This is a genomic window from Deltaproteobacteria bacterium, from assembly GCA_019309545.1.
Lineage (GTDB): Bacteria > Desulfobacterota > Desulfobaccia > Desulfobaccales > Desulfobaccaceae > Desulfobacca_B.
The window spans coordinates 14,661-35,014 of sequence record JAFDGA010000001.1; the positions used below are offsets into that span (position 1 = coordinate 14,661).

The window sequence follows — 20,354 nt, forward strand, 5'->3', positions numbered from 1 at the left end:
ACTCCGAGCCTTCAAAAGGTTAATTTGATGGGAAAGCCGGGGGACCGTCCCAGGCCAGAGCTGACAAAATATTAGAAATCTGAGTTAAATTTTTATATTATAAAAAGGCTGGGAAGATTACAACTAACTTTCCAAAGGGGAAGGAGACTGGCACCATGTCGCCGAAAGCCCGTGTTTACCGCCAGACCCGAGAGACCGAAATCGATCTGGAGCTGGAACTGGATGGTGAGGGGAAAGCGGAACTTGATTCCGGCATCCCCTTTTTGGATCATATGTTACATCTGTTTGCGGCCCATGGTTTTTTCGACCTGAACCTCAAAGCCCGAGGCGACTTGGAGGTCGATGATCATCACACGGTGGAGGATATTGGCATCTGTTTGGGCCAGGCCCTGCGGCAGGCGACCCAGGAACGTCCTGGCGTCCGCCGTTATGGTCGGGCCGTAGTGCCGATGGATGAAACTCTGGCCCAGGTAACGGTGGATCTGAGCAATCGCCCTTTGCTGGTCTACCAGGTAAACTTTTTGCCCGGCGGCGGCCGTTTTGACCCGCAGCTGGTCAAAGAATTCTGGCGGGCCGTGGCCCAGCATGCCGGCCTGACTCTGCACATCCAGGTGCCTTACGGAGAAAATACGCATCATATAATTGAGGCGATTTTCAAGGCCGCAGGCCGGGCGCTGGATCAGGCAACCTCCCCGGAGCCCAGGCTTGCGGGGGTGCCTTCCACTAAGGGCATGTTATAACTCTGGTTTCAAGCGGTTATAAAGGGGTAAGACCCATGCAGCGTCGGGAGTTCCTCAAAAAATTGGGCCAGGGCCTGGTAGCCGGGTGGCTGGCAAGCCGATTGCCTTATCTTTCCTGGGGGACGCCCCCGGCCTGGGCCAAATCGCCTCTGCGGCTAGCCTATCTATCTGATGCACACCTGGTCGACGGCCAGGCCCAGCGGCCCCAGGCCCGGGCCCTAATTCGGGCCGTTACTGAGATCAACGCCCTGCGGCCGCTGCCGGACCTGGTATTGTTCGGAGGAGACCTGGCCCATACCGGCCACCCTGAAGCCCTGGAATTAGGCCGGAAAATCCTTAGCGACCTCAAGGCCCCGCGGTGGCTGCTGATGGGCGAGCATGACGGCTCTTTTGGGCCTGACCAGCCCTGGGCGGTCCGCTTTGGCAGCCCGCGATTTTCCTTTAATTGCCAGGGCTTTCATTTCTTGGGAATCCATACGGCTTGGGAGGATGGCCCGGACGGAGGCGGGGGATTTCGAGTGGGCCGCGCCCAACAGCAATGGCTGGCGGCCGAACTGGCCCGGATTTCGCCCTCGACGCCGCTGGTAGTGTGCTCCCACGCCCCGCTCTATCTGCTTTATAAACCCTGGCACTACTGGACCGAGGACGGGCAGGAGGTCCAGGACCGGCTTTCCGTCTTTACCCAGGTGACGTTCCTGCATGGCCATGTCCACCATGAGCTGCAGAACCGGCAAAAGAACTGGACCTTCCAGGGAATGCCGGCCCTGGGCTGGCCGGGGCCTGATGTACGGCAAGGAACCCCGGCCCAATGTCCCGAGCCCCAGTTAGAGGTCTCTGATTGGGGTCATGCCGGCTGTGGTTGGGGGTTGCTGACCCTGTTCCCCGAGGGCAGGATAGCCGCCGTCAACCATCTGTGGCGGGTCTGACCAGCAACCTGGTTGATTTTCCCGGAAGCCTGGATAATCCCTTTGGTCCCGACCTAGTGTTATAAAAATGTTTGCCTTGCTAATAAAAGCATAAATAGATATAATCTTAATTTTAATAAAATTTGCGGCTTAACGGTAAAGGATCCAGAGAGTGTTGATTATTCCAGCCGTAGATCTTAAAGGCGGTAAGTGTGTCCGCCTGCGCCAGGGTGTCAGGGATCAAGAGACTGTTTATAGTGATGATCCGGTGGCCATGGGACGGCGCTGGGAGGACGAAGGCGCGGGCTGGCTGCACGTTGTGGACCTGGATGGCGCTTTTAGCCAGCGGCCGGTCAATCAAGCGGTTATCCGGCGGCTGCGGCAGAGCTTGCACATTCCTATCCAGTTGGGCGGCGGGCTGCGCACCATGGAAAGCCTGGCGGTCTACCTGGATCTGGGGATCGACCGGGTCATTTTGGGCACTGCGGTTTTAAAAGACCCGGAACTGGTAGCCCAAGCCTGCGCCCGCTATCCGGGGCAGATCGCCATTGCCCTGGATGCCCGTGAGGGTCGGCTGGCAGTGGAGGGCTGGACCGAAGATAGTGCTCGGGATGCGGTGCAGGTTGCCGTGGAACTGGCGCCTCTTAAACCGGCAGTACTGATTTATACGGATATTCAACGCGATGGCATGCAGACCGGCCCCAATATCGCTGCCACCCAACGTTTGGCCCAAGCCGTGCCCTTGCCGGTAATTGCCTCCGGTGGGGTGTCCACCTTGGAAGATATTAAGAATCTCCTCCCTCTGGAGGCCGATGGGGTCATCGGCGTCATTACCGGGCGGGCGCTGTATGCCGGCACCCTGGATTTCCGGGCCGCCCTGAAGCTGGCCGTCGGTTAATTAATTCCACACGCCAAACCTTTTATGGCATATAATATTCTAAAATTAATTCAAAACTTAGAAATCGAGACTCGAACCTCGAAACTCGACCAGCTGCTCGCCTTGGTACAGCGACCGACCCGCTATCTAGGCAGTGAAATTAATGCCGTCCACAAAGACCCCCGGGCCGTCAGCCTACGGGTCGCCTTGCTTTTCCCTGATCTGTATGAGATCGGCATGTCGCACCTGGGGCTGGGACTGCTCTATCAGATTCTCAACCGTGAGCCAGACATCTGGGCGGAGCGGGCTTATGCTCCTGCCCCGGATCTGGAACAGCAACTCCGCGGTCGGCGTCTGTTGCTGGGCAGCCTGGAATCCGGCACCCCTCTGCGGCAGTTCGATCTGGTCGGGGTCAGCCTGATGTATGAGCTGGGATATACCAACCTTTTGACCTTGCTGGAACTGGGAGGTATCCCCTGGCTGGCCCAGGAACGCCGGGGAAGTGATCCGGTGGTCATCGCCGGCGGACCGGGCTGTTTCAATCCGGAACCGGTGGCCCCGTTTTTCGACGCCATGGTCATTGGCGAGGGCGAAGAAGTCATTCTGGAACTGGCGGCGTTGGTGCGGGCCTGGAAAGAGGCCAGGGCCGGGCGGGCAGAATTATGGGCCGCCCTGGAGGAACTGGAAGGGGTCTATGTCCCAGCCTTTTTCGATATGGATTATGATGCTCAGGGTTACCTGAGGCAGATCGTGCCCCGCGGTCGTCGGGACCGGATCAGCAAGCGTCTGATTACTGATCTCAATCAGTTGCCGCTCTTGACCCGTCCGATAGTCCCTTATAACCAGATTGTCCATGACCGTTTGAGTGTCGAGATTGCCCGAGGCTGTACCCGAGGCTGTCGCTTCTGCCAGGCCGGGATGATTTATCGGCCGGTGCGGGAGCGCACCCCGGAAGCGGTTCTGGAATGGATCGAACAGGCCCTGGCCGCTACCGGTTATGAAGAAGTGTCGTTATTATCTCTTAGCACCGGTGATTATGGCTGTATCAATCCATTGCTGACCACCCTGATGGACCGGCTGGAAAAACGGCGGGTGGCGGTCTCCTTGCCCTCGCTCAGGGCCGATACCTTAACCGCCGAGCTCATGAGCCAGATCAACCGGGTCCGCAAGACTGGCTTCACCATTGCCCCAGAGGCTGGCAGTCAGCGGTTGCGGCAGCAGCTTAACAAAAACCTGACCGACGCCGAGATTATCGATACGGCCCGCCAGGCCTTTGATCTGGGCTGGAATCTGATCAAGCTCTATTTTATGATCGGCTTTCCGATGGAGACCCAAGAGGACCTGGAGGGCATCGCCGCTTTGAGTCGCCAGGTGCTGGCCACCGGCAAGAACAGTAATAAATCCTGTCACCTGCACGTCAGCCTGAACACCATGATCCCCAAACCCCACACCCCGTTGCAATGGGAACGCCAGCTTTCTCTGGCAGAAAGTCGGGACCGTCTCAATCTGACCAAGAACTTGGTGCAAGGCAGGAGCATCGCAGTCAAGTGGAATCCGGCCACCCAGAGCTGGCTGGAGGGGATCATGGCGCGGGGGGACCGTCGCCTGGCCCGGGTGTTGATGCTGGCTCATGGTTTAGGCTGTCGATTAGATGCCTGGACCGAACATTTTCACCTGCCCCGCTGGCAGCAGGCCTTTCAAGCAGCCGGGGTTGACCCGGATTTCTATCTTCGGGAACGCCAGATGAATGAGCTGCTGCCCTGGGATCATATCGACAGCGACCTGCGGCGGGAATTTTTGGTAACAGAGCGCCAGCGCGCCTGGCAGGGCCAGCCAACCCCGGACTGTCGGGGAGACAACTGTCAGGATTGCGGCGTTTGCGACCTGGACCGGATCCGGCCGCGGATTTTTGCCGACGTCGAGGAATGGCCCAAACCAGCATCGGTGCCGAGGTTGGTGGCCAGCCAGCCGGTGCGTTACCGCCTGACCTATGCCAAGCTCCATGAAGCTCGCTGGTTCAGCCATCTGGAGTTGGTAAATATCTTTCATCGCAGCCTGCGGCGCTCTGGTCTGCCAATTAATTTTTCCCAGGGCTTTCACCCGTTGCCCCGGGTCTCTTTCTACAGTGCTTTACCGGTGGGAGTAGAAAGTCTGGAAGAAACTTTAGATCTGGAATTAACACATAACATCCCGGAGGCCACCCTGCTAACCAGGCTTAATGAGGTACTGCCGCCGAATCTGAATATTCTGACCGCGACCCGGTTGCTCCACAAGGCCCCCCGGCCGGACCGAGAGTTGAGTGTTTATAAGGTTACCAGCCCGGAGGCGATGTTTACTTGTCAGAAACTGGAACACTTCCTGGAGCAGCCCCAATGGTTGGTAACCCAGCACAAACCCAAAAAGACCCGCCAGATCGATGTTCGTCCTCTGGTGGCGGGCGTCCGCCTTCAGGATGACAGGCATCTGGAACTGGTGCTCCGGCATCGCGACCAGGGAAATCTTAAGGCTTCCGAGATCATCACGGCTATTTTTGCCCTGCCTGAGGAGACGACACGGCAATTAAGAATAGTTAAACTAAAAAGTTCCTGAGGATGGTCAAACCCTCCTATCTGGCCGCTATCCCAGAAGCTTACTACAATCTTTCAAGATGATAACAATGGCCAACGAACTGGTCATCAACATATCCCCCTTTGAGGGCCGGGCGGCGCTGATCGAAAACGGCAATGTGGTGGAAATCTACATCGAGCGAGATCATGGCGGTCATCTGATCGGCAATGTTTATAAAGGCCGGGTACTGAAGGTATTGCCTGGCATGGGAGCCGCCTTTGTGGATATCGGGCTGGAACGCTCCGCCTTTTTATATGTGGCGGATGTGGTAGAAGAGCGCTACGATGAGCTTTTCCCGGAATGGACCCAAGAGGCCGAAAACGATATCCGGATGTCAATTAATAGTCAGGTAACCTCATCCCCGGCCCATATCGAAGATCTGCTCCAGGAAGGCCAGGATGTTCTGGTCCAGGTGGCCCGACCGCCTCTGAGCGGCAAGGGTGCCCGCCTCACCTCCCACATCACTCTGCCCGGACATTATCTGGTTCTGATGCCCACTGTTAACCATATCGGGGTTTCTCGTCGCATCGGTGACGACGTTGAACGGGCCAGGCTCAAAGAGGTGCTGTTGGCCATTAAGCCTCCGGAATGTGGACTCATCGCCCGGACCGCCAGTGAAGGGGCCAGCCTGGAAAAATTGGCCGGCGAACTGGAGTTCCTCTGGCAATTGTGGAATAATCTCTTGAAGAAAAAGGAGACCGCCCCCACCCCGGCCTTATTACACCGGGAACTGGACATCAGCCTGCGGGTGGTGCGGGATCTATTTACCAAGGAAGTCGACCGCCTGATCGTCGATGATCTGGCGGTCTATGATAAGATTTGCTCTTTTTTGGAGACCTTTAATCCCCGCTTGAAATATTTTGTGGAATTGTATCAGGGAGAAGAGCCGCTATTTGAGGTTTACGGCATTGAGCACGAATTACAGCGGGCCCTTGGAAAAAAAGTCTGGCTCAAATCAGGAGGCTATATCATTATTGAGCCTACCGAGGCCTTGGTGGTCATCGATGTCAACACCGGGCGTTATGTGGGCAAACATAATCTGGAAGAGACTATACTGAAGACAAATCTGGAAGCCGTCAAGGAGATCGCTTATCAATTGCGGCTCCGCAATATCGGTGGCCTTATCGTCATCGACTTCATCGACATGGAGAAGGAAGCTAACCGGGAGAAGGTTTACAATGCCCTGCGGGACGCCCTGAAAAAGGACCGGGCCAAAACCAGCGTGCTGCGCATGTCGGAACTGGGATTGATCGAAATGACCCGGCAACGCACCCGGGAAAGCCTCCACCATCTATTGACTGAACCCTGCCCTTATTGCGATGAACAGGGCTTCATACGTTCTCGGATTACTGTCGCGTATGATATTTTAAGGGAATTAATGTCGGAAGCCGGGAGTCTGCTCGGAGGACATATTATGGTGGAGGTTCACCCTGAGGTGGCCAAGGTATTATTAGACGAGGGTGGCCAGACCCTGGAAAGTCTGGAACAACAATTTAACAAAACCATTACCGTGCGCAGCAATCCGGAATTACATCTGGAACAGTACGGACTTAGTGTACAAGATTCCTGACCAAGTCAATGCCTAACCCTACAGCTACAGATTCGGTCCTTCCCCCCATTATTTTGGGCACCGCCGGACATATTGATCATGGCAAAACCGCGCTGATCAAGGCCCTTACCGGAGTGGATACCGACCGCCTCAAAGAAGAGAAGCTACGCGGCATAACCATTGAGTTGGGATTTGCCTCCTTGACGCTGCCCAATGGTCAACTCCTGGGTATTGTTGATGTGCCCGGGCACGAGCGCTTTGTCCGGCACATGGTGGCCGGGGCCTCCGGCATGGACCTGGTGGCCCTGATTATCGCCGCGGACGAGGGGGTTATGCCCCAGACCCGGGAACACCTGGAGATCTGCCAGCTCCTCAAGGTCAGGCAGGGGCTGGTGGTGGTGACCAAAACCGATTTGGTGGACCAGGACTGGCTGGATCTGGTGGAGGAGGATATCCTTAAATTCCTGCGCGGGACTTTCCTGGAACATGCTCCATTAGTTCGGTTTTCAGCGGTCACCGGCCAGGGGCGGGATGATTTGTTGGCTACCCTGAGCCGCTTGAGTCAAACCGTGGGGTCCAAACCAGCTACCGGGATCTTTCGGTTGCCCATTGATCGAGTGTTCACTATAAAAGGTTTCGGCACCGTGGTGACCGGCACTGCGATTTCCGGAGTGCTTCGGGTCGGAGAAACAGTCATGATTTACCCTCCGGGGCTGAAGGCGCGGGTGCGCAATCTGCAGGTACATGGGGCCAATGTGGAAGAGGCGCGAGCTGGGGCACGTACCGCTATCAATCTCCAGGGGTTAGAAAAATCAATCCTGGAGCGGGGTATGGTGGTGGCTACCCCTGATTCTTTGCAGCCCAGCCGGCGTTTGGATGCTCGTCTAAAAGTTCTCTCCAGTGCTCCCCAGCCTGTGAAAAACCGCCAACGGATCCGGCTGCATACCGGCACCGACGAGCAGACGGCGCAGATAATCATCCTTTCCCAGGAGGAATTGAAACCTGGGGAAGGTGGCTTTGTGCAATTCCGCCTGACCCGGCCACTGGCTCTTAAGCCCGGCGATCGTTTGGTAATTCGCCGCTTATCTCCGGCGCTTACTTTAGGAGGGGGCCAAATTCTGCATGTTCGTCCTCCCCACCATCGGCGGTTTCAGCCCGCGGTGCTGGAGGGCCTGACACTTCTGGAAACCGGCTCGGAGGCCGATCAGCTGCGCTTTTACCTGCAGGAGGCCGGGATCAGCGGCCGTTCTGGCCAGGAACTGGCCCAAGTGATCAATTTTGATCTCCAGGCTCTGAACCGGATGCTTGCTCAACTGGGTCAACAGGGACAGATTATCCCTTATGATGCGGAAAGCCGGCGATATGTTCTGGCCACCTGGGTCCAACAATTAAAGGATCAGATCCAGCAGCAATTGCATGAGTTTCACCAGCGGCAGCCTTTAAAAATGGGTCTGCCCAAGGAAGAGTTGCGCCGCAAACTACCGCCTGCCATGGACGTCCGACTTTTTAATTATATTTTGCAGGAGTTAGAACGCCAGCAACTGGTGGTGGTCGATCGGGAGCTGGTCCGTCAGGCCAGTCATCGCATCGTTTTGGCCGAAGAGCAGGAAAACCTGCTCCAGCTTTTGGAAAACCTCTATCAACAAGGCGGCCTGACTCCGCCCACCCTGAAAGATACCCTGGCTGTTCTCCATACCGACCAGTCTCGGGCCCAGGAGTTAATCAATCTTCTCGTTGCCCAGGCCCGGCTAGTCAAGGTCAAAGAAGGGCTGTTTTTCCATCAACAGACCATGGCTGCCCTCAAACATACCCTGGTGTGCTACCTTAAAGACCGGGGGGAGATCAGCGTGCCCCAGTTCAAGGAACTGACCAGCACCAGCCGCAAGTATACCATTCCCTTGCTGGAATATTTCGACGCAACCAGGATCACGGTTCGGGTCGGGGACTTGCGGCGGCTGCGTGAGGGCGGCTGAATTCTGCCAAATTAGCGCAGACGATAGCTGCGATGCCGGGACCAGGGCACCGAAAACGGGACCAGCGGACTGGTCCGCCGGCGGAGTTGTAAAGATTTTCGGGGCTGTGAGGGCTGAGGGAATGAGTCTTCCTGGGGATGATAATAACGCCGGGCTATCGCAATTGTCCGTTTGATCTGCCGGATGCGATCGGCGTCTGTGGGGTGGGTGGACAGAAATTGCGGCGGCTGGGGTTTTCCTTTCTTAGATTTCAGCATCCGTTGCCAAAACTCCAGGGCCTGGGCCGGGTCATAGCCGGCTTTGGCCATCAGAATTAATCCTACCCGATCCGCTTCGTATTCCTGGGTCCGGCTGTAGGGCAAAAGAACCCCTACGGTGGCCCCCAGGCCATAAGCCTGTAATATGGCGTCAGCTAAATAAGGACTCTGTCCCTGTAGAGCCACGTTCAAGCCTATGCCGCCCAATTGCATCAACAATGATTGGCTTAAACGTTCCCCAGCATGGCGCAGGATGGCATGGGCGGCTTCATGGGCCAGAACCGTGGCCATGCCCCCCTCATCCTTAGTATATTTCAGGATTCCGGTAAACACTCCAACCTTGCCTCCGGGCAGGCAAAAGGCATTGGCCATCTTATCATCCTGATAGACTTTAAAATCCCAGCGAAAATCCGGCCGCGCGGCCGCCCGGGCGATGCGGTGTCCGACCTTTTGGACCAGGGCATTGATCTCCGGGTCTCGGCAAGAGGGATATTTGCGGCTGATATCCTGAAAGGCCCGGTAGCCTAAAGCATTTTCCTGTGATTCGGAGGTCAGCAGCAGTTGCCGTCGTCCGGTAAAGGGAGCTCGGGCGCAGGCTGATAGCAGGAAGAACAACGCTGCCAGTCCGGCAGCCAAGAATATCTTAATATTTACGCGTCTTCGTTCAACCATAAGTTAATTTAAAAATTAAAGCCTTAACCAGGAATTGTCAAGAAAGGGAGCAAAAGACAAAATCCTTGACGGCAAGAGCAGATTATGGTTTGTTTGATTCATGTCGGACTTGGGTTCTAAAATTTATATAGCAGTTATTGGCGGTGGTGAGGTGACATCCGACCTGGCGGGTTTGGCACGCGAGGTGGGCCAGGAGATCGCCCGCCAAGGAGCCATTCTGCTGTGTGGCGGTCTGGGCGGGGTCATGGCTGCCGCGGCCCGCGGGGTCCAGGAAGCCGGGGGAGTCAGCATCGGCATCCTGCCCGGGGCGGATCGACAGGCGGCCAATCCCTACCTGACCTATTCAATCGTCACCAATCTAGGTCACGCCCGCAATGTTTTACTGGCCCATAGCGCCGATGCCTTGATTGCGGTGGACGGCAGTTATGGCACCGTCTCAGAAGCGGCTATCTCCCTTAAATTGCGCAAACCGGTGATCACTCTAAAGGTTAACTGGGAATTACCCGGGTTAATTCCGGCCCGCAACCCCAAGGAAGCGGTATCTCTGGCCTTGCGCTCTATTAAAGTCTGATTGGGCGATTATTACTCCGAGCATTCAAGAGTTTAATTTGAGGGGAGGACTGGGGGACCGCCGGCCCCCTCTCCCAAGAACCGTTTTTTAAATCCCAATTCATTTATTTTATGACCTGAGTAATAACTCAGTCAAAGGCAAATCAATGGAAAGATCATGCCTTGGCGTACTTGGCGTGAAATAGCAAAACCAGGTTATGGGAGAAAGGGCCAAATCCACTGCCCGAGTTTTTGGGGTTAGCCGCCGGAAAGGGCACGATGCTGCCGAATTTTACCACTGTCGCCTTTATTATGATCACCATTGGAGCAGTCCCTCGGTTTGGCGGGAAAACCCCATTCCGCCGAGGTCCTTGAACCGCCGGTTCTGCAAACGGTCTCTGGCGCCGCCCGAGGCTCGCCTTAAAAACGCCCAGCCCCGATTGCCATTTTATACTGAATCATTTTTGAATTGATTTTAACAAAAAAGGGAGGGTTGGACCCTCCCTGGTGGTTCCAGATGGCTGAAGATATTTAAATTTCCAACCAGGAATCGGAAAACAACGACGTGCCCATAATACAACGCACGGTTTTGATGTAATGTTGGATGTCCTGAGGGTAGTCCGCCAATTTTAAAGGCTCTCCATCCATGGCTTTATAAATGGCCTCTACTGCCTCCGGCCGTTGTCCGGAGGTAAGGGCCGCCAACTCATCATCCTCAAAGTCGACAATCGCCGAATACATGCCATAACGCTGCAACATGACGATATAGGTTCGGTTGATGATGGGCCGCAGATGGTCGGGAACGCCATTGCTGGCATTCGACAGACCACAGGTGGATAAGGAGCCGGGGGCTATATCCGGCAGCATTTTCATAAATTCTAGGTTAGCCACCAATTGCTGTTGCTGAATGTTCAAAGGCGCTACAATCGGATCAAACCAAATATCTTCATTTTGGATATCGTATTCGGCGGCTTTGGCCAGGATATCAGCGGTCAACATCCCCCGTTCGTGTTCATCCCGAGGCATGCCCTCCGGGCCCCAGAGCAGGCCGATCATATAGGCGTCATATTTTCTGACCAGCGGCATCATGCCGTCCATGCGCTCCGGGCGAGCCATGATGGAGTTGATCAGAGCTTTCCCCTTGTGAACTTTAAGGCCGGCTTCCATCGCGGCGATGTTAGAAGTATCGAGAGCCAAAGGAATATCGGGAACTACCTCTTGGACCGTCTGGACGATCCAGGTCATTAACTCCTCCCCACCCTTGCGGGCCGGACCGATATTAACATCAATATAATCCACTCCTTTGGCGGCCTCGGCCTCGACCAACTCCTGGATGGGTTTTTTATCCCGATTCTTCATCGCCTCGCCGTATCGTTTGGTCACCACATTAAGGTTCTCACCGATGCGGATCAGACGCTGAGTCATATTTCTCTCCTTTCTTTGGAGAAGGATTGATTGAAGGAGGCCGGAAAGCCTCCTAATTTTAGGGTCTTCTCAAGTTATATTTGGCGGATTACAAATTCTTTAAGAAGGCAGGAATATGGGCCGCTTCCCGCGGTCCGATAAGAATCTTCCAATCCGGCAGTTCCTCTTCCAAATCTCCGCTAATGGCCGCAGCATAACCAGGGATGATCAGGGTGCGGGTCTTGGCCTTTTCGGTGATCCCAGATTTTTTGACAAACATACCGACCGCATCACCGACGAATTTACCCGCGGCCCAAGCGGTCATCACCGACAATCCTTCGGTGTCCATGATCAATAACCAGGTGGGCACCTTGCTGCCTTCGATCTCACCGGAGACAATAAAGTAAGTCAGCGCAAAATTGGTGGTAATGGCAATGGGCGAATTCTCATCCGGATTATTCAGTGGGTAGATTCCCTGAGTGACAATCATCGGCCGCTGCGGATCGGTATAGATGTTGAGCCGCTCCAGCAACAGGGGGAATACCGTATGAGGCGCAAAGTCTTTTAAGACCACAATCCCACCATATTTGGCAATAAACACCGCCGCATAAAGGGTTTCCTTCATAGGATCGTCGGTCATCTCACAGGGCAAGGTCACGGTCGGGAACCCAAAGGGCTTGAATTTGGCGGTCAGGGGAGCCCGTCGGATGACGATTTGGTCTTGTAAGGCCTGTTTCAAGGTCCGACTGCCAGAATCCAGGATCAGATCTTTGAGGCCCATCTCAGTTAGTTTGGAAGTTAAAGCGGCCAGATCATCATAGTTATCAGCCTTGGCAACTAAGGGTAAATCTAGTTCTTTGGCCAAGTTACCAAAGTCTTCGGCATTTTGGGGAGTGGCCGCGTAAAGAACGGGACGGCGTTCCTTTGCTACTTCAGCTCCCGCCTTTAACACCTCGGGCTTGTCGCTCATAAGCATCAGGGCGGCGTCGCTTTTCTCCATTACCTGCTTGACCAGTTCGGCAAACTTACCGGCATCGCCGCTCACATCTTTGACGGCAAACATCTCCGGACGCAGATTGAGGCCGACCCGCTCAAATTGGAGTTTGCTGAATTTGTCAATTTTAGCATCAACATCGCTGCTGCTCATATCGGTGGTAAGCAGTTCGGCCAGAAGAGTCGGGTTATAAAAGGTCTTATCGTGGCGAAACATCACCAGTTCGCCGCCGATGGTTTTTTCTGCGTCCTTCATGCCAATCTTTACCGGCCGGATGGGAGGCGCAGACGCCTCGGCCAGCTTTTCTTTGGCCTCTTCTGATACATAAGGACAGGCCGCCAGCTCCGCCTTACCCGAAGCCAGAGACATGGCAAAGGCTAGGCAGGTGGGGAAGCCACATTCCTTACAATTGGTTTTGGGAAGCATTTTGAAGATTTCAATTCCAGTTAACGCCATATCTTGTTCTCTCCTTATCCATGGCTAACAATTACGTTAAGGTTATTTGAAAAAAAAGTTTTTACCTCGTTCAGAATTGCCATTCTTAAGATAACCGCCCGGCTGGCGCAGTGCCGGGCGGTCATAAATTACAGGTCTAGATTTAGGCCAGGATGGATTCCATCTTCAAGGCCGGGTGGCCCTTTTCTTCCAGGTACGGATAGATTTCGTCTTCGGTGACGCCTACGGTTTCGTCGGCGATCATGTCGATTAGATTGGGGTACCCCAGCTCTTCGCCCCGCTTCCGCAAGCGTTCCCCGATTTCCTCTTTCAGGCTGGTAGGCATCCATACCATCCTTAACAGACCACCGTCACCCAGGATAAACTTGCGCTGGCAGATATTGTACTTGCTGTGGCCCACAAAGCCCGGGGTCACCTGTCCACCGCCAATCACGCCGGCCAGGGTGGTGAACTTCATGCCACAGGGGGTTTCACCGGTATAATCCCGGTTCACCGTCATGATGCCGTTACACATGGGCAGTACCGCGGCGATGCACTCGCAGCAGCCGCAAGTGGTCATGGGCTCATGGACGATGCTATAGAAGTTATAGCGCTCCACCGCCTGCCGGGAGGCCTTGTAAACGAAATCATTGACTCCCTTCCATTGCCCATATTTTTCGTCCAGGGTCTCGCCTTTCTCAATGGGCTGGTTGGGGCCGGTAGGATTGATCTCGTAAGAGGCCTTGCAGTCCATCCAGTTATAAGCGCCACACAGGCCGGTCCGTTCCGGGCTGATGACGCAGACGTGACTGGGCGCAAACGACTGGCACAGGGTGCAGGAGTAATAGATTTCGGTGGTCTCGTCGGTCATACCCTCGATCCGGGCATCACGTTCGGCATAGATTTTCCGGGCCTGTTCGGTGATCTCTTTGACTTTGTCTTCCTCAGTATAGATCTTCACCTGGCATTTATCAAAGATAGCCCCGAAGTCCTGATGGTACTTGGCATGCAGCAGGGCGCCGATATGTTTCAGCTCAAAGCCTTTTTCGATCGCTGCCTTGCCAAAGCGATACCAGGCAATATCCCGCTGGCCGATATGCATGACGCCTTGGGCATAGTTGACCAGGTGGTGAATCTGGCGTTCCAGGATGGGCTCAAAGTCGGGCTGCATGGCACGCCCGGCGACTTCTACCACCACTGCCATAGGCAGACGGGAACCTTCCTTGATATCCTTAACATCCGGGCCGATGACCTCGATTTTGCCGTCCTCGACCTCGTCCATGCGTTTGGAGGTGACCAATTCCACGGCCTGCGTCTTGCCGCCACCGCACTCCAGGTAGAGATCGCCCTTGCGCACCCGCTCACCCTCGAAGGCCGGGCCATAGGACACCGGCACTGGCACCTCGGTAATAGTAACCTTCAGACCGCGCACTTCGATGGACTTGGACGCCAGCTCCTTCATGGGGACGTTGCTGACCACGTGCTCATAGGTACATATTCCGGTAGGTAAAATCTCCGGAATGTCCTGGTTGGTAATGGTGGGGAAACCCCAGTTGATGGCCCCGGCCGCATTGGCGTACCATTCGTCCGGAATTTCCGACACCGCATTGATAAAGGCGAAAATCCGGTCTTTGTTGTATAACAGGTTGCGGAGGGCCTGGCCTTTCTTCAAGCCACCAAAGGACAACGCCGCCCGGCAGGCAAATCCCAGAGCAAAGACCGCGGCGGAGATTTCCGGTCCGAAGGGCACGATCCGGGTGGGCCAGCCGATCTGCACGCCGCCTTCCAGCAGCTGTTCGGCTACCGAGGTCTTGCCCTCGATATCCCGGGCCGCTAAGAAGATGTAGAGGTTTTTGGTCTGGTATTCATGGACCAGGTCAACTGCCTCTTGTACCGAGGGCGCGGCCCCGACAATGGCGGCAAATCCCGGAGCAGAACCATCCACGAATTCGATACCGCGTTTCCGCATGATGACGTCATCCGCAGGGCCGGCCCAGATTTTTTCAGCGCCTTTTTCGATCAGATCTTCACCGAAGTAGTAAAAATCGGGCTGTTCCAGGATGCGAATGGCTTCATAGATTTCCTCGGCAAACAGGGTCGCCAGACCAGCGTCCAGCCCCGGCCCCAGATAGGGCATGTAAAATTTCTCCGCCGGTACGGGGGGCAACAGCTCTTTGCACCGCTTCATGACCGGAAGGGCATCTTTGAGGGTTTTGATTTCGATTCCCATCAAGGAATAAATGATGGGAAGATAATACGCCGTGTTAGGATAAGAGATCTCTTGATTTTCACCATATTTTTGGACCGCTTCGTCTAACTTGGCAGCGCACTTGTCAACGATCTTGTGAGCACCTCGGATAGCTGCAGATAGAATGAACTTCGACACAGCCTAATCCTCCTTTCCTCTTCATAAGGAAGTTTTGATTATCAGACTCCCTGGCCAACAATAGCCAGGAAAGGCCTCTTGGGGCGACCCGATGAGGTCGCCCTTACACTTAATATTAAACGGTTTATTCTTCGCCCGCGGCTGCGGCTTTCTCTTCCATTTCGCGGCGCATGGCCATATCGTAGAGCACCCGCTCCCGAGCCTTGTCGATGCCCAGGGCCTTACGTTTCTTGTCGATGTGGGCGATCATCTTCTGGGCCGCGGCAATCGGATCGGGATCGAAGTCCCACATGCCGCCCAGTTCTTCCTCCAGGCCCTTGAACAAGTAGTCGCACATAAGTTCCGACCCGGTAGTAGGGAAGGTGACCCCAAAGATGGTATAAACCCCAGAGGACACAAAGTAATGGCCGATGGAGATGGCCTTTTCACTCATCCACTCGGGGGCCGCGCCTGCCACGGGCAGATCACTGATGTCGGTTCCCAAACCACCGGCCTTGACACAGGCGGTGGCCGCCATCAGAATGCGGGCGTTGTCCACGCAGGAACCCATGTGCAACACCGGCGGGATACCCACTGTTTCACAGACTTCCGCTAACCCGACGCCGCAATATTTAACCGCCGCTTCCGGAGTTAACAGTCCCTCTTTGGCGCAGGCAATGGCATTGCAGCCGGTTGTCAAGACAATAACATCATTTTTGATCAGTTCCTTGACCATGGTCAGATGGGCATTGTCATGCATCTGGCGCACGTTGTTGCAGCCTACCACCCCGGCTACACCCCGGATGCGGCCGCCAATGACATTATCATTGAGGGTGTAATAGGTGCCCCGGATCGACCCGCCCAGCAGGTAGCGGATGGTTTCGTAACTGAAGCCCACCACACACGGATATTTAATGTCGGGTATAATCACCGGGGCCCGCCGGTTGGGGAAGTTGTCAATCGCCTCCCGCACCACTTGGCGGGCAATCTCCGGGGCGTGGTGATCGTCAAAGGGGATGTACATGGTTTCCTCTTCGATGCGGCCCCGTTCATCGGTAGTGATCAGCTTGGTATGGAAGCATTTGACTAGTGGGCCCAGGGATTGGAACTGGCACTGCACATCCACCACCATGGCGTCCACCGCGCCGGTGATAATCGCTAATTCTTGCCCCAAGAAGTTAGCCGCCACCGGGATGCCGTGGCGCATCAGGATCTCATTGGCCGAACAGCAAATGCCGGCCAACTGGATGCCCTTAGCGCCCTTACTTTTGGCATATTCCAGCAACTCGGGATCCTGACTGGCGACGTTGATCATCTCCGGCAGCAGCGGCTCATGGCCGTGGATAATAATGTTGACATGATCCTCTTTCAGCACTCCCAGGTTGCTGTCCCCCAATACCGGCACCGGGCAACCGAACAGGATGTCCTGAAGGTCGGTGGCCAGCATGGATCCGCCCCAACCATCGGAAATGGCGCAACGGGTGCACTGGTGGATGATGTTTTTGTAATCCTGGTCCACCCCCATGTGGGTACGGTGCATGATTTCAACAATTTCCCGGTCTAGGCCGCGGGGCATGACCCCTAGTTCGCGCCATCGTTCAATCCGCTTTTTGGGAGGGCGTTTGCTGGGGAAGACCAGTTCCCCACTTTGCTGGCCAAATTCCGCCAGCACTTTGTCGGCCAGTTCCTGGGCGATTTCCTCTTTGGGGCGTGGTTTCTTCTCGTCGCCTTCACCGACGGTAAGTGGCACATCATAATCACGGGCTACCTGCCTTAATTTGGCGACGTCCTTAAGCTCATAGCCCGGGGCCCGGCCGTGGGCGACTTCTTTGAACAGATGCGCCACCCCCCGAGCATGATCCGTGTGGGCCGCGGATCCGGCGCACACCATGCGGGCGAAATTACGGGCGATGATAGTCTCGGCGGTGGCCCCGCATAAGCCCATGCGGGCTTTCTTCTCCGCGGGTTCTTCTTCACCCTTTTTCTTTTTGGGCATCGGCACCCGGCAGGGACCCTGCGAGCAGATGCGGCAACAGGAGCCCTCAGCGCCGATCGGACAGGGCTTCATTTTGTCGGCCCGATCCCAGATGGTCTCGATCCCCTCGGCCTGGGCTTTTTTCAACATTTCTTGTTCGGCCGGATCTACGGTCCGAGATTCAACTTTTACAACCTCTTCAGCCATGGAATTCCTCCTTAATAACTCACCGGGTTACCTTCATGGCCCCGTTGTTGGTAGGTAGCCGGTTTAAGGTCTCCATGTCTACTCACCATCATAGACACTGCCTTCCGGCTCTATGATTTGTTGGTTACCAGATCTGTAATATTTATATAGATTATAAAAGGCCGATTTTGTCATCGGCCTGGACGGTGTTTACCCCGTTAGTTCTTCAATTATCCCCTTGGCAAGTTTAGCTGCTTCGGGATGGCGCATAATCAGCAGGTCTGATCCGGCCAGCAACAACGATACCGCGGTCACCGCCTCCATCAGGATGCCCCGGGTGATCTGATCACCTAACTCTGGCGCCTCTTCATTGCCCAGCTTGCACTCTTTGACCTTCCAGACTTCCTGGCCGATATAATTCACAATAGGAAGTTGCAGTTTCTCGTCTTCCTGAGTAAGGGCTGCCATCCGGTCACGCTCCATCACCGAATAACTATACTCCATGCCATAACCCAGGCCGCCGGTAGTGGGATCGACCAGAATTCTACTATCCGGCACCCCCAGATTACCTAAAAGGATGTTCAACTGTTTGGCTAAATTGACGTCGATCGGGGTGTTGGCGACTACAGTGTGCTGGTAGCCTAGAGCTGCAGCACCGATCTTCTTGTAATTCTTATCTTGCACCGGCCCCAAAATAACATTATGACCTTGGCAAGCCTCGGCTACCGCGGCCAGGACCTCGGCGTCCTTTTCCATTGCCGAAGTGCCATAGACGATCAGAGGGACATCAATGGCCTCCGCCACCTTTTTGGCGGTCTGGGCCGCCGACTCCGGGGAAGCATCATCACCGTTCGGATCAGTGCTGGCCAAGATCAATGCAATGGCTTCGGCGCCAAAATCATTAACGCATTTTTGGGCCCAGGCGACTGGATCATTTAAAACATCCTTATAAACCTCCAAGACCGGCGCGGCCCAATCTTCCCCGGGGTTCTTATCCCAAACTTCGAGAGCGATCCGGGGCTTATTGGGCATTACGCCTTCAAATAAATAAAACGGGTACGACGTTTCCCCTCCCAGGGTTATGGCTTTGTCACCTTTGCCAATAGTTACCGGTTTAATCGCACCGGAATATGGTTGTTTTGGAATTTCAAAGGCCAATGTCAAATCCTCCTTTATGTCGATGGGTTAACATACCCTTCTCTTGCTCGGCCTAATGAGTTAGGGTTTTTGTGAAAATAATTATTATCTGGGGTTAAAATATCGCTATTTACTTAAAGCTGTCAAGAAAAAAATTATTATCCTGGCTAGTGGTTAGACTAATAATTTGTGAGGAGCTCAGGACATTACCAGAATTGGCTTTTTATCCCCATTTTGAGAGATTTAGGCGGGACGGGAATAGGGGGATGGGTTCCGGCGCTTGACAAATCCACGTTCCGGTATGTTAACCTATAATCTTACTTGCCAGTATTTCCCAGAGGGGTTATGATTATTTTGGGTATTACATGGCCCATAAACCTAATTCACCCTGATTCGATCTAGCATGAAAGTCTTGCTCATACAACCTTCCCGGTTTCGGAATCATGGCAGGTTAGACAGGCGCAAAAAACGCTGGCTGCTGGGCATGACCCTGCCCTATCTGGCCGGCTTGATCCCGCCCGATATTAAGGTTCAAATCAAAGACGATCTTTTAGAGGAGATTACCTTTAAAGAAGACTGTGATCTGGTGGCGATCTCCTTTATGTCCCACCAGGCACCGCGGGCCTATCAACTGGCGACCGGTTTCCGCCAACGTGGAAAAAAGGTGGTGATGGGCGGCTTTCATGTAACTCTGGCCCCGGAGGAGAGCCAACAATATGCCGATGCTCTGGTTTTAGGTGAGGCGGAGGAGACCTGGCCCCAACTTCTGCGAGATTTCCAGGCTGGCCGGATGCAACCCCGCTACCAAGCCGAGCAACTCTCTGATTTGCAAAATCTTCCGGTGCCGCGCTATGAACTTTTGGATTTGAAGAGATATAAACTGCTGAATATCCCGGCCCAAACCACCCGGGGTTGCCCTTATGCCTGCAATTACTGCGAAGTCACTCAGGTCTATGGCGGCAAATTCCGGCACCGTCCGGTGGATCAGGTTCTGCATGAAATCAAGGAAATCCAGCGCCTGACCGGAAGTAAATTTATCTATTTCGTCGATGACAATTTCGTTGCCAATCGCGGCCATGCCATGGAAATCATGGAAAAGATCATCCCCCTGGGGTTGACCTACGGTTGTCTGGCCACCATCAATATCGGCAATGACCTGGAGTTACTGGCTCTGATGCGACGCAGCGGCTGCCTTCACGTCAATATCGGCATGGAGACCATCAGTCCGGAAAGCATTCAGGCCATAAATAAAAAACAGAATAAAATAAAAGATTACGAACGCCAGTTCAAGGCTCTCCAGCAGCATGGCATCGGCTATTCGGTCAATGTCATGTTTGGTTTGGATGGGGATCATCCTTCGATTTTTGACAGCACCGTGGATTTCCTCATTCGCGTCCAGGCCCCGGTGTCCTTTATGTTTATTCTGGCCCCCCGGGTGGGGACCAAAATCCGCGAGCAGCTGCAACAGCAAGGGCGGATCATGGATAATGATTGGACCCATTATTGCGGTTTCAAGGTGGTTTATCATCCCAAATATATGACCGCGCAGCAGCTGCAAGAGGAATATTGGCGGGCCAACCGGCGGTTTTATTCCTTCGGTTCGATTCTGAAGCGGCTGGTCTGGCCGCCGCGGTTATATAATCTACATATGCTGCCCTTTAATCTGATCTTCGCCTGGTGTGTGCGGCACCGGGTTCAGCCGTTGGACTATTTTTAAGCGGTTAAGATA

At 54.5% G+C, this 20,354-nt stretch carries 14 protein-coding genes; 8 read left to right on the plus strand and 6 right to left on the minus strand.

The window, feature by feature from the left end:
* Positions 1-155: 155 nt before the first annotated feature.
* The 6 genes from hisB (at position 156) to selB (ending at position 8,651) form a co-directional block, all read left to right on the plus strand.
* A complete protein-coding gene (gene hisB, locus JRG72_00090) occupies positions 156-740 on the plus strand; it encodes an imidazoleglycerol-phosphate dehydratase HisB (GenBank protein MBW2133621.1) in 585 nt (194 codons plus the stop codon).
* A 35-nt stretch (positions 741-775) separates the two neighbouring features.
* Entirely contained in the window at positions 776-1,666 is an 891-nt protein-coding gene (locus JRG72_00095) for a metallophosphoesterase (GenBank protein MBW2133622.1), read from the plus strand.
* Between the two features lie 151 nt (positions 1,667-1,817).
* Positions 1,818-2,543 (plus strand): 1-(5-phosphoribosyl)-5-[(5-phosphoribosylamino)methylideneamino]imidazole-4-carboxamide isomerase, encoded by a 726-nt coding sequence (gene hisA, locus JRG72_00100; GenBank protein MBW2133623.1) that lies wholly within the window; start codon positions 1,818-1,820, stop codon positions 2,541-2,543.
* 24 nt (positions 2,544-2,567) lie between these two features.
* Positions 2,568-5,111, plus strand: coding sequence for a TIGR03960 family B12-binding radical SAM protein (locus JRG72_00105; GenBank protein MBW2133624.1), 2,544 nt, complete (start codon positions 2,568-2,570; stop codon positions 5,109-5,111).
* Positions 5,112-5,178: 67 nt separating this feature from the next.
* Positions 5,179-6,699, plus strand: a complete 1,521-nt coding sequence (locus JRG72_00110; GenBank protein ID MBW2133625.1) for an Rne/Rng family ribonuclease — start codon at positions 5,179-5,181, stop codon at positions 6,697-6,699.
* 8 nt (positions 6,700-6,707) lie between these two features.
* Positions 6,708-8,651, plus strand: coding sequence for a selenocysteine-specific translation elongation factor (gene selB / locus JRG72_00115; protein MBW2133626.1), 1,944 nt, complete (start codon positions 6,708-6,710; stop codon positions 8,649-8,651).
* 11 nt (positions 8,652-8,662) lie between these two features.
* Here the strand turns inward: selB and JRG72_00120 are convergent, their stop codons facing one another.
* Entirely contained in the window at positions 8,663-9,580 is a 918-nt protein-coding gene (locus JRG72_00120) for a M48 family metallopeptidase (GenBank protein MBW2133627.1), read from the minus strand.
* A 100-nt stretch (positions 9,581-9,680) separates the two neighbouring features.
* Between JRG72_00120 and JRG72_00125 the strand changes: the two genes are divergently transcribed.
* The gene (locus tag JRG72_00125; GenBank protein MBW2133628.1) at positions 9,681-10,151 is read left to right on the plus strand and encodes a TIGR00725 family protein; all 471 of its coding nucleotides are present in this window, start codon (positions 9,681-9,683) and stop codon (positions 10,149-10,151) included.
* Positions 10,152-10,660: 509 nt separating this feature from the next.
* On the opposite strand, the gene JRG72_00130 is transcribed toward JRG72_00125, so the two are convergent.
* The 5 genes from JRG72_00130 to JRG72_00150 form a co-directional block, all read right to left on the minus strand.
* On the minus strand, positions 10,661-11,554 hold the full coding sequence (locus JRG72_00130) for a dihydropteroate synthase (GenBank protein MBW2133629.1): 894 nt from the start codon (positions 11,552-11,554) through the stop codon (positions 10,661-10,663).
* A gap of 88 nt (positions 11,555-11,642) precedes the next feature.
* Positions 11,643-12,983, minus strand: coding sequence for an acetyl-CoA decarbonylase/synthase complex subunit gamma (locus JRG72_00135; GenBank protein ID MBW2133630.1), 1,341 nt, complete (start codon positions 12,981-12,983; stop codon positions 11,643-11,645).
* 142 nt (positions 12,984-13,125) lie between these two features.
* Entirely contained in the window at positions 13,126-15,348 is a 2,223-nt protein-coding gene (cdhC, locus tag JRG72_00140) for a CO dehydrogenase/CO-methylating acetyl-CoA synthase complex subunit beta (protein ID MBW2133631.1), read from the minus strand.
* Between the two features lie 124 nt (positions 15,349-15,472).
* Complete coding sequence (gene cooS / locus JRG72_00145) at positions 15,473-17,509, minus strand: anaerobic carbon-monoxide dehydrogenase catalytic subunit (protein MBW2133632.1); 2,037 nt, start codon at positions 17,507-17,509, stop codon at positions 15,473-15,475.
* A gap of 189 nt (positions 17,510-17,698) precedes the next feature.
* Positions 17,699-18,646: an acetyl-CoA decarbonylase/synthase complex subunit delta gene (locus JRG72_00150; GenBank protein MBW2133633.1), complete on the minus strand. Its 948-nt coding sequence runs from the start codon at positions 18,644-18,646 to the stop codon at positions 17,699-17,701.
* 382 nt (positions 18,647-19,028) lie between these two features.
* Here JRG72_00150 and JRG72_00155 point away from each other — a divergent pair, with 382 nt between their 5' ends.
* Positions 19,029-20,342, plus strand: a complete 1,314-nt coding sequence (locus tag JRG72_00155; protein ID MBW2133634.1) for a B12-binding domain-containing radical SAM protein — start codon at positions 19,029-19,031, stop codon at positions 20,340-20,342.
* Positions 20,343-20,354: the final 12 nt, after the last annotated feature.

Excerpts from the sequence above, each read along its gene's own strand:
- hisB (MBW2133621.1), top strand. The coding sequence starts at position 156 with ATGTCGCCGAAAGCCCGTGTTTACCGCCAGACCCGAGAGACCGAAATC.
- JRG72_00095 (MBW2133622.1), top strand. The coding sequence starts at position 776 with ATGCAGCGTCGGGAGTTCCTCAAAAAATTGGGCCAGGGCCTGGTAGCC.
- JRG72_00105 (MBW2133624.1), top strand. The coding sequence starts at position 2,568 with ATGGCATATAATATTCTAAAATTAATTCAAAACTTAGAAATCGAGACT.
- JRG72_00110 (MBW2133625.1), top strand. The coding sequence starts at position 5,179 with ATGGCCAACGAACTGGTCATCAACATATCCCCCTTTGAGGGCCGGGCG.
- selB (MBW2133626.1), top strand. The coding sequence starts at position 6,708 with ATGCCTAACCCTACAGCTACAGATTCGGTCCTTCCCCCCATTATTTTG.
- JRG72_00120 (MBW2133627.1), bottom strand. The coding sequence starts at position 9,580 with ATGGTTGAACGAAGACGCGTAAATATTAAGATATTCTTGGCTGCCGGA.
- JRG72_00125 (MBW2133628.1), top strand. The coding sequence starts at position 9,681 with ATGTCGGACTTGGGTTCTAAAATTTATATAGCAGTTATTGGCGGTGGT.
- JRG72_00130 (MBW2133629.1), bottom strand. The coding sequence starts at position 11,554 with ATGACTCAGCGTCTGATCCGCATCGGTGAGAACCTTAATGTGGTGACC.
- JRG72_00135 (MBW2133630.1), bottom strand. The coding sequence starts at position 12,983 with ATGGCGTTAACTGGAATTGAAATCTTCAAAATGCTTCCCAAAACCAAT.
- cooS (MBW2133632.1), bottom strand. The coding sequence starts at position 17,509 with ATGGCTGAAGAGGTTGTAAAAGTTGAATCTCGGACCGTAGATCCGGCC.
- JRG72_00155 (MBW2133634.1), top strand. The coding sequence starts at position 19,029 with ATGAAAGTCTTGCTCATACAACCTTCCCGGTTTCGGAATCATGGCAGG.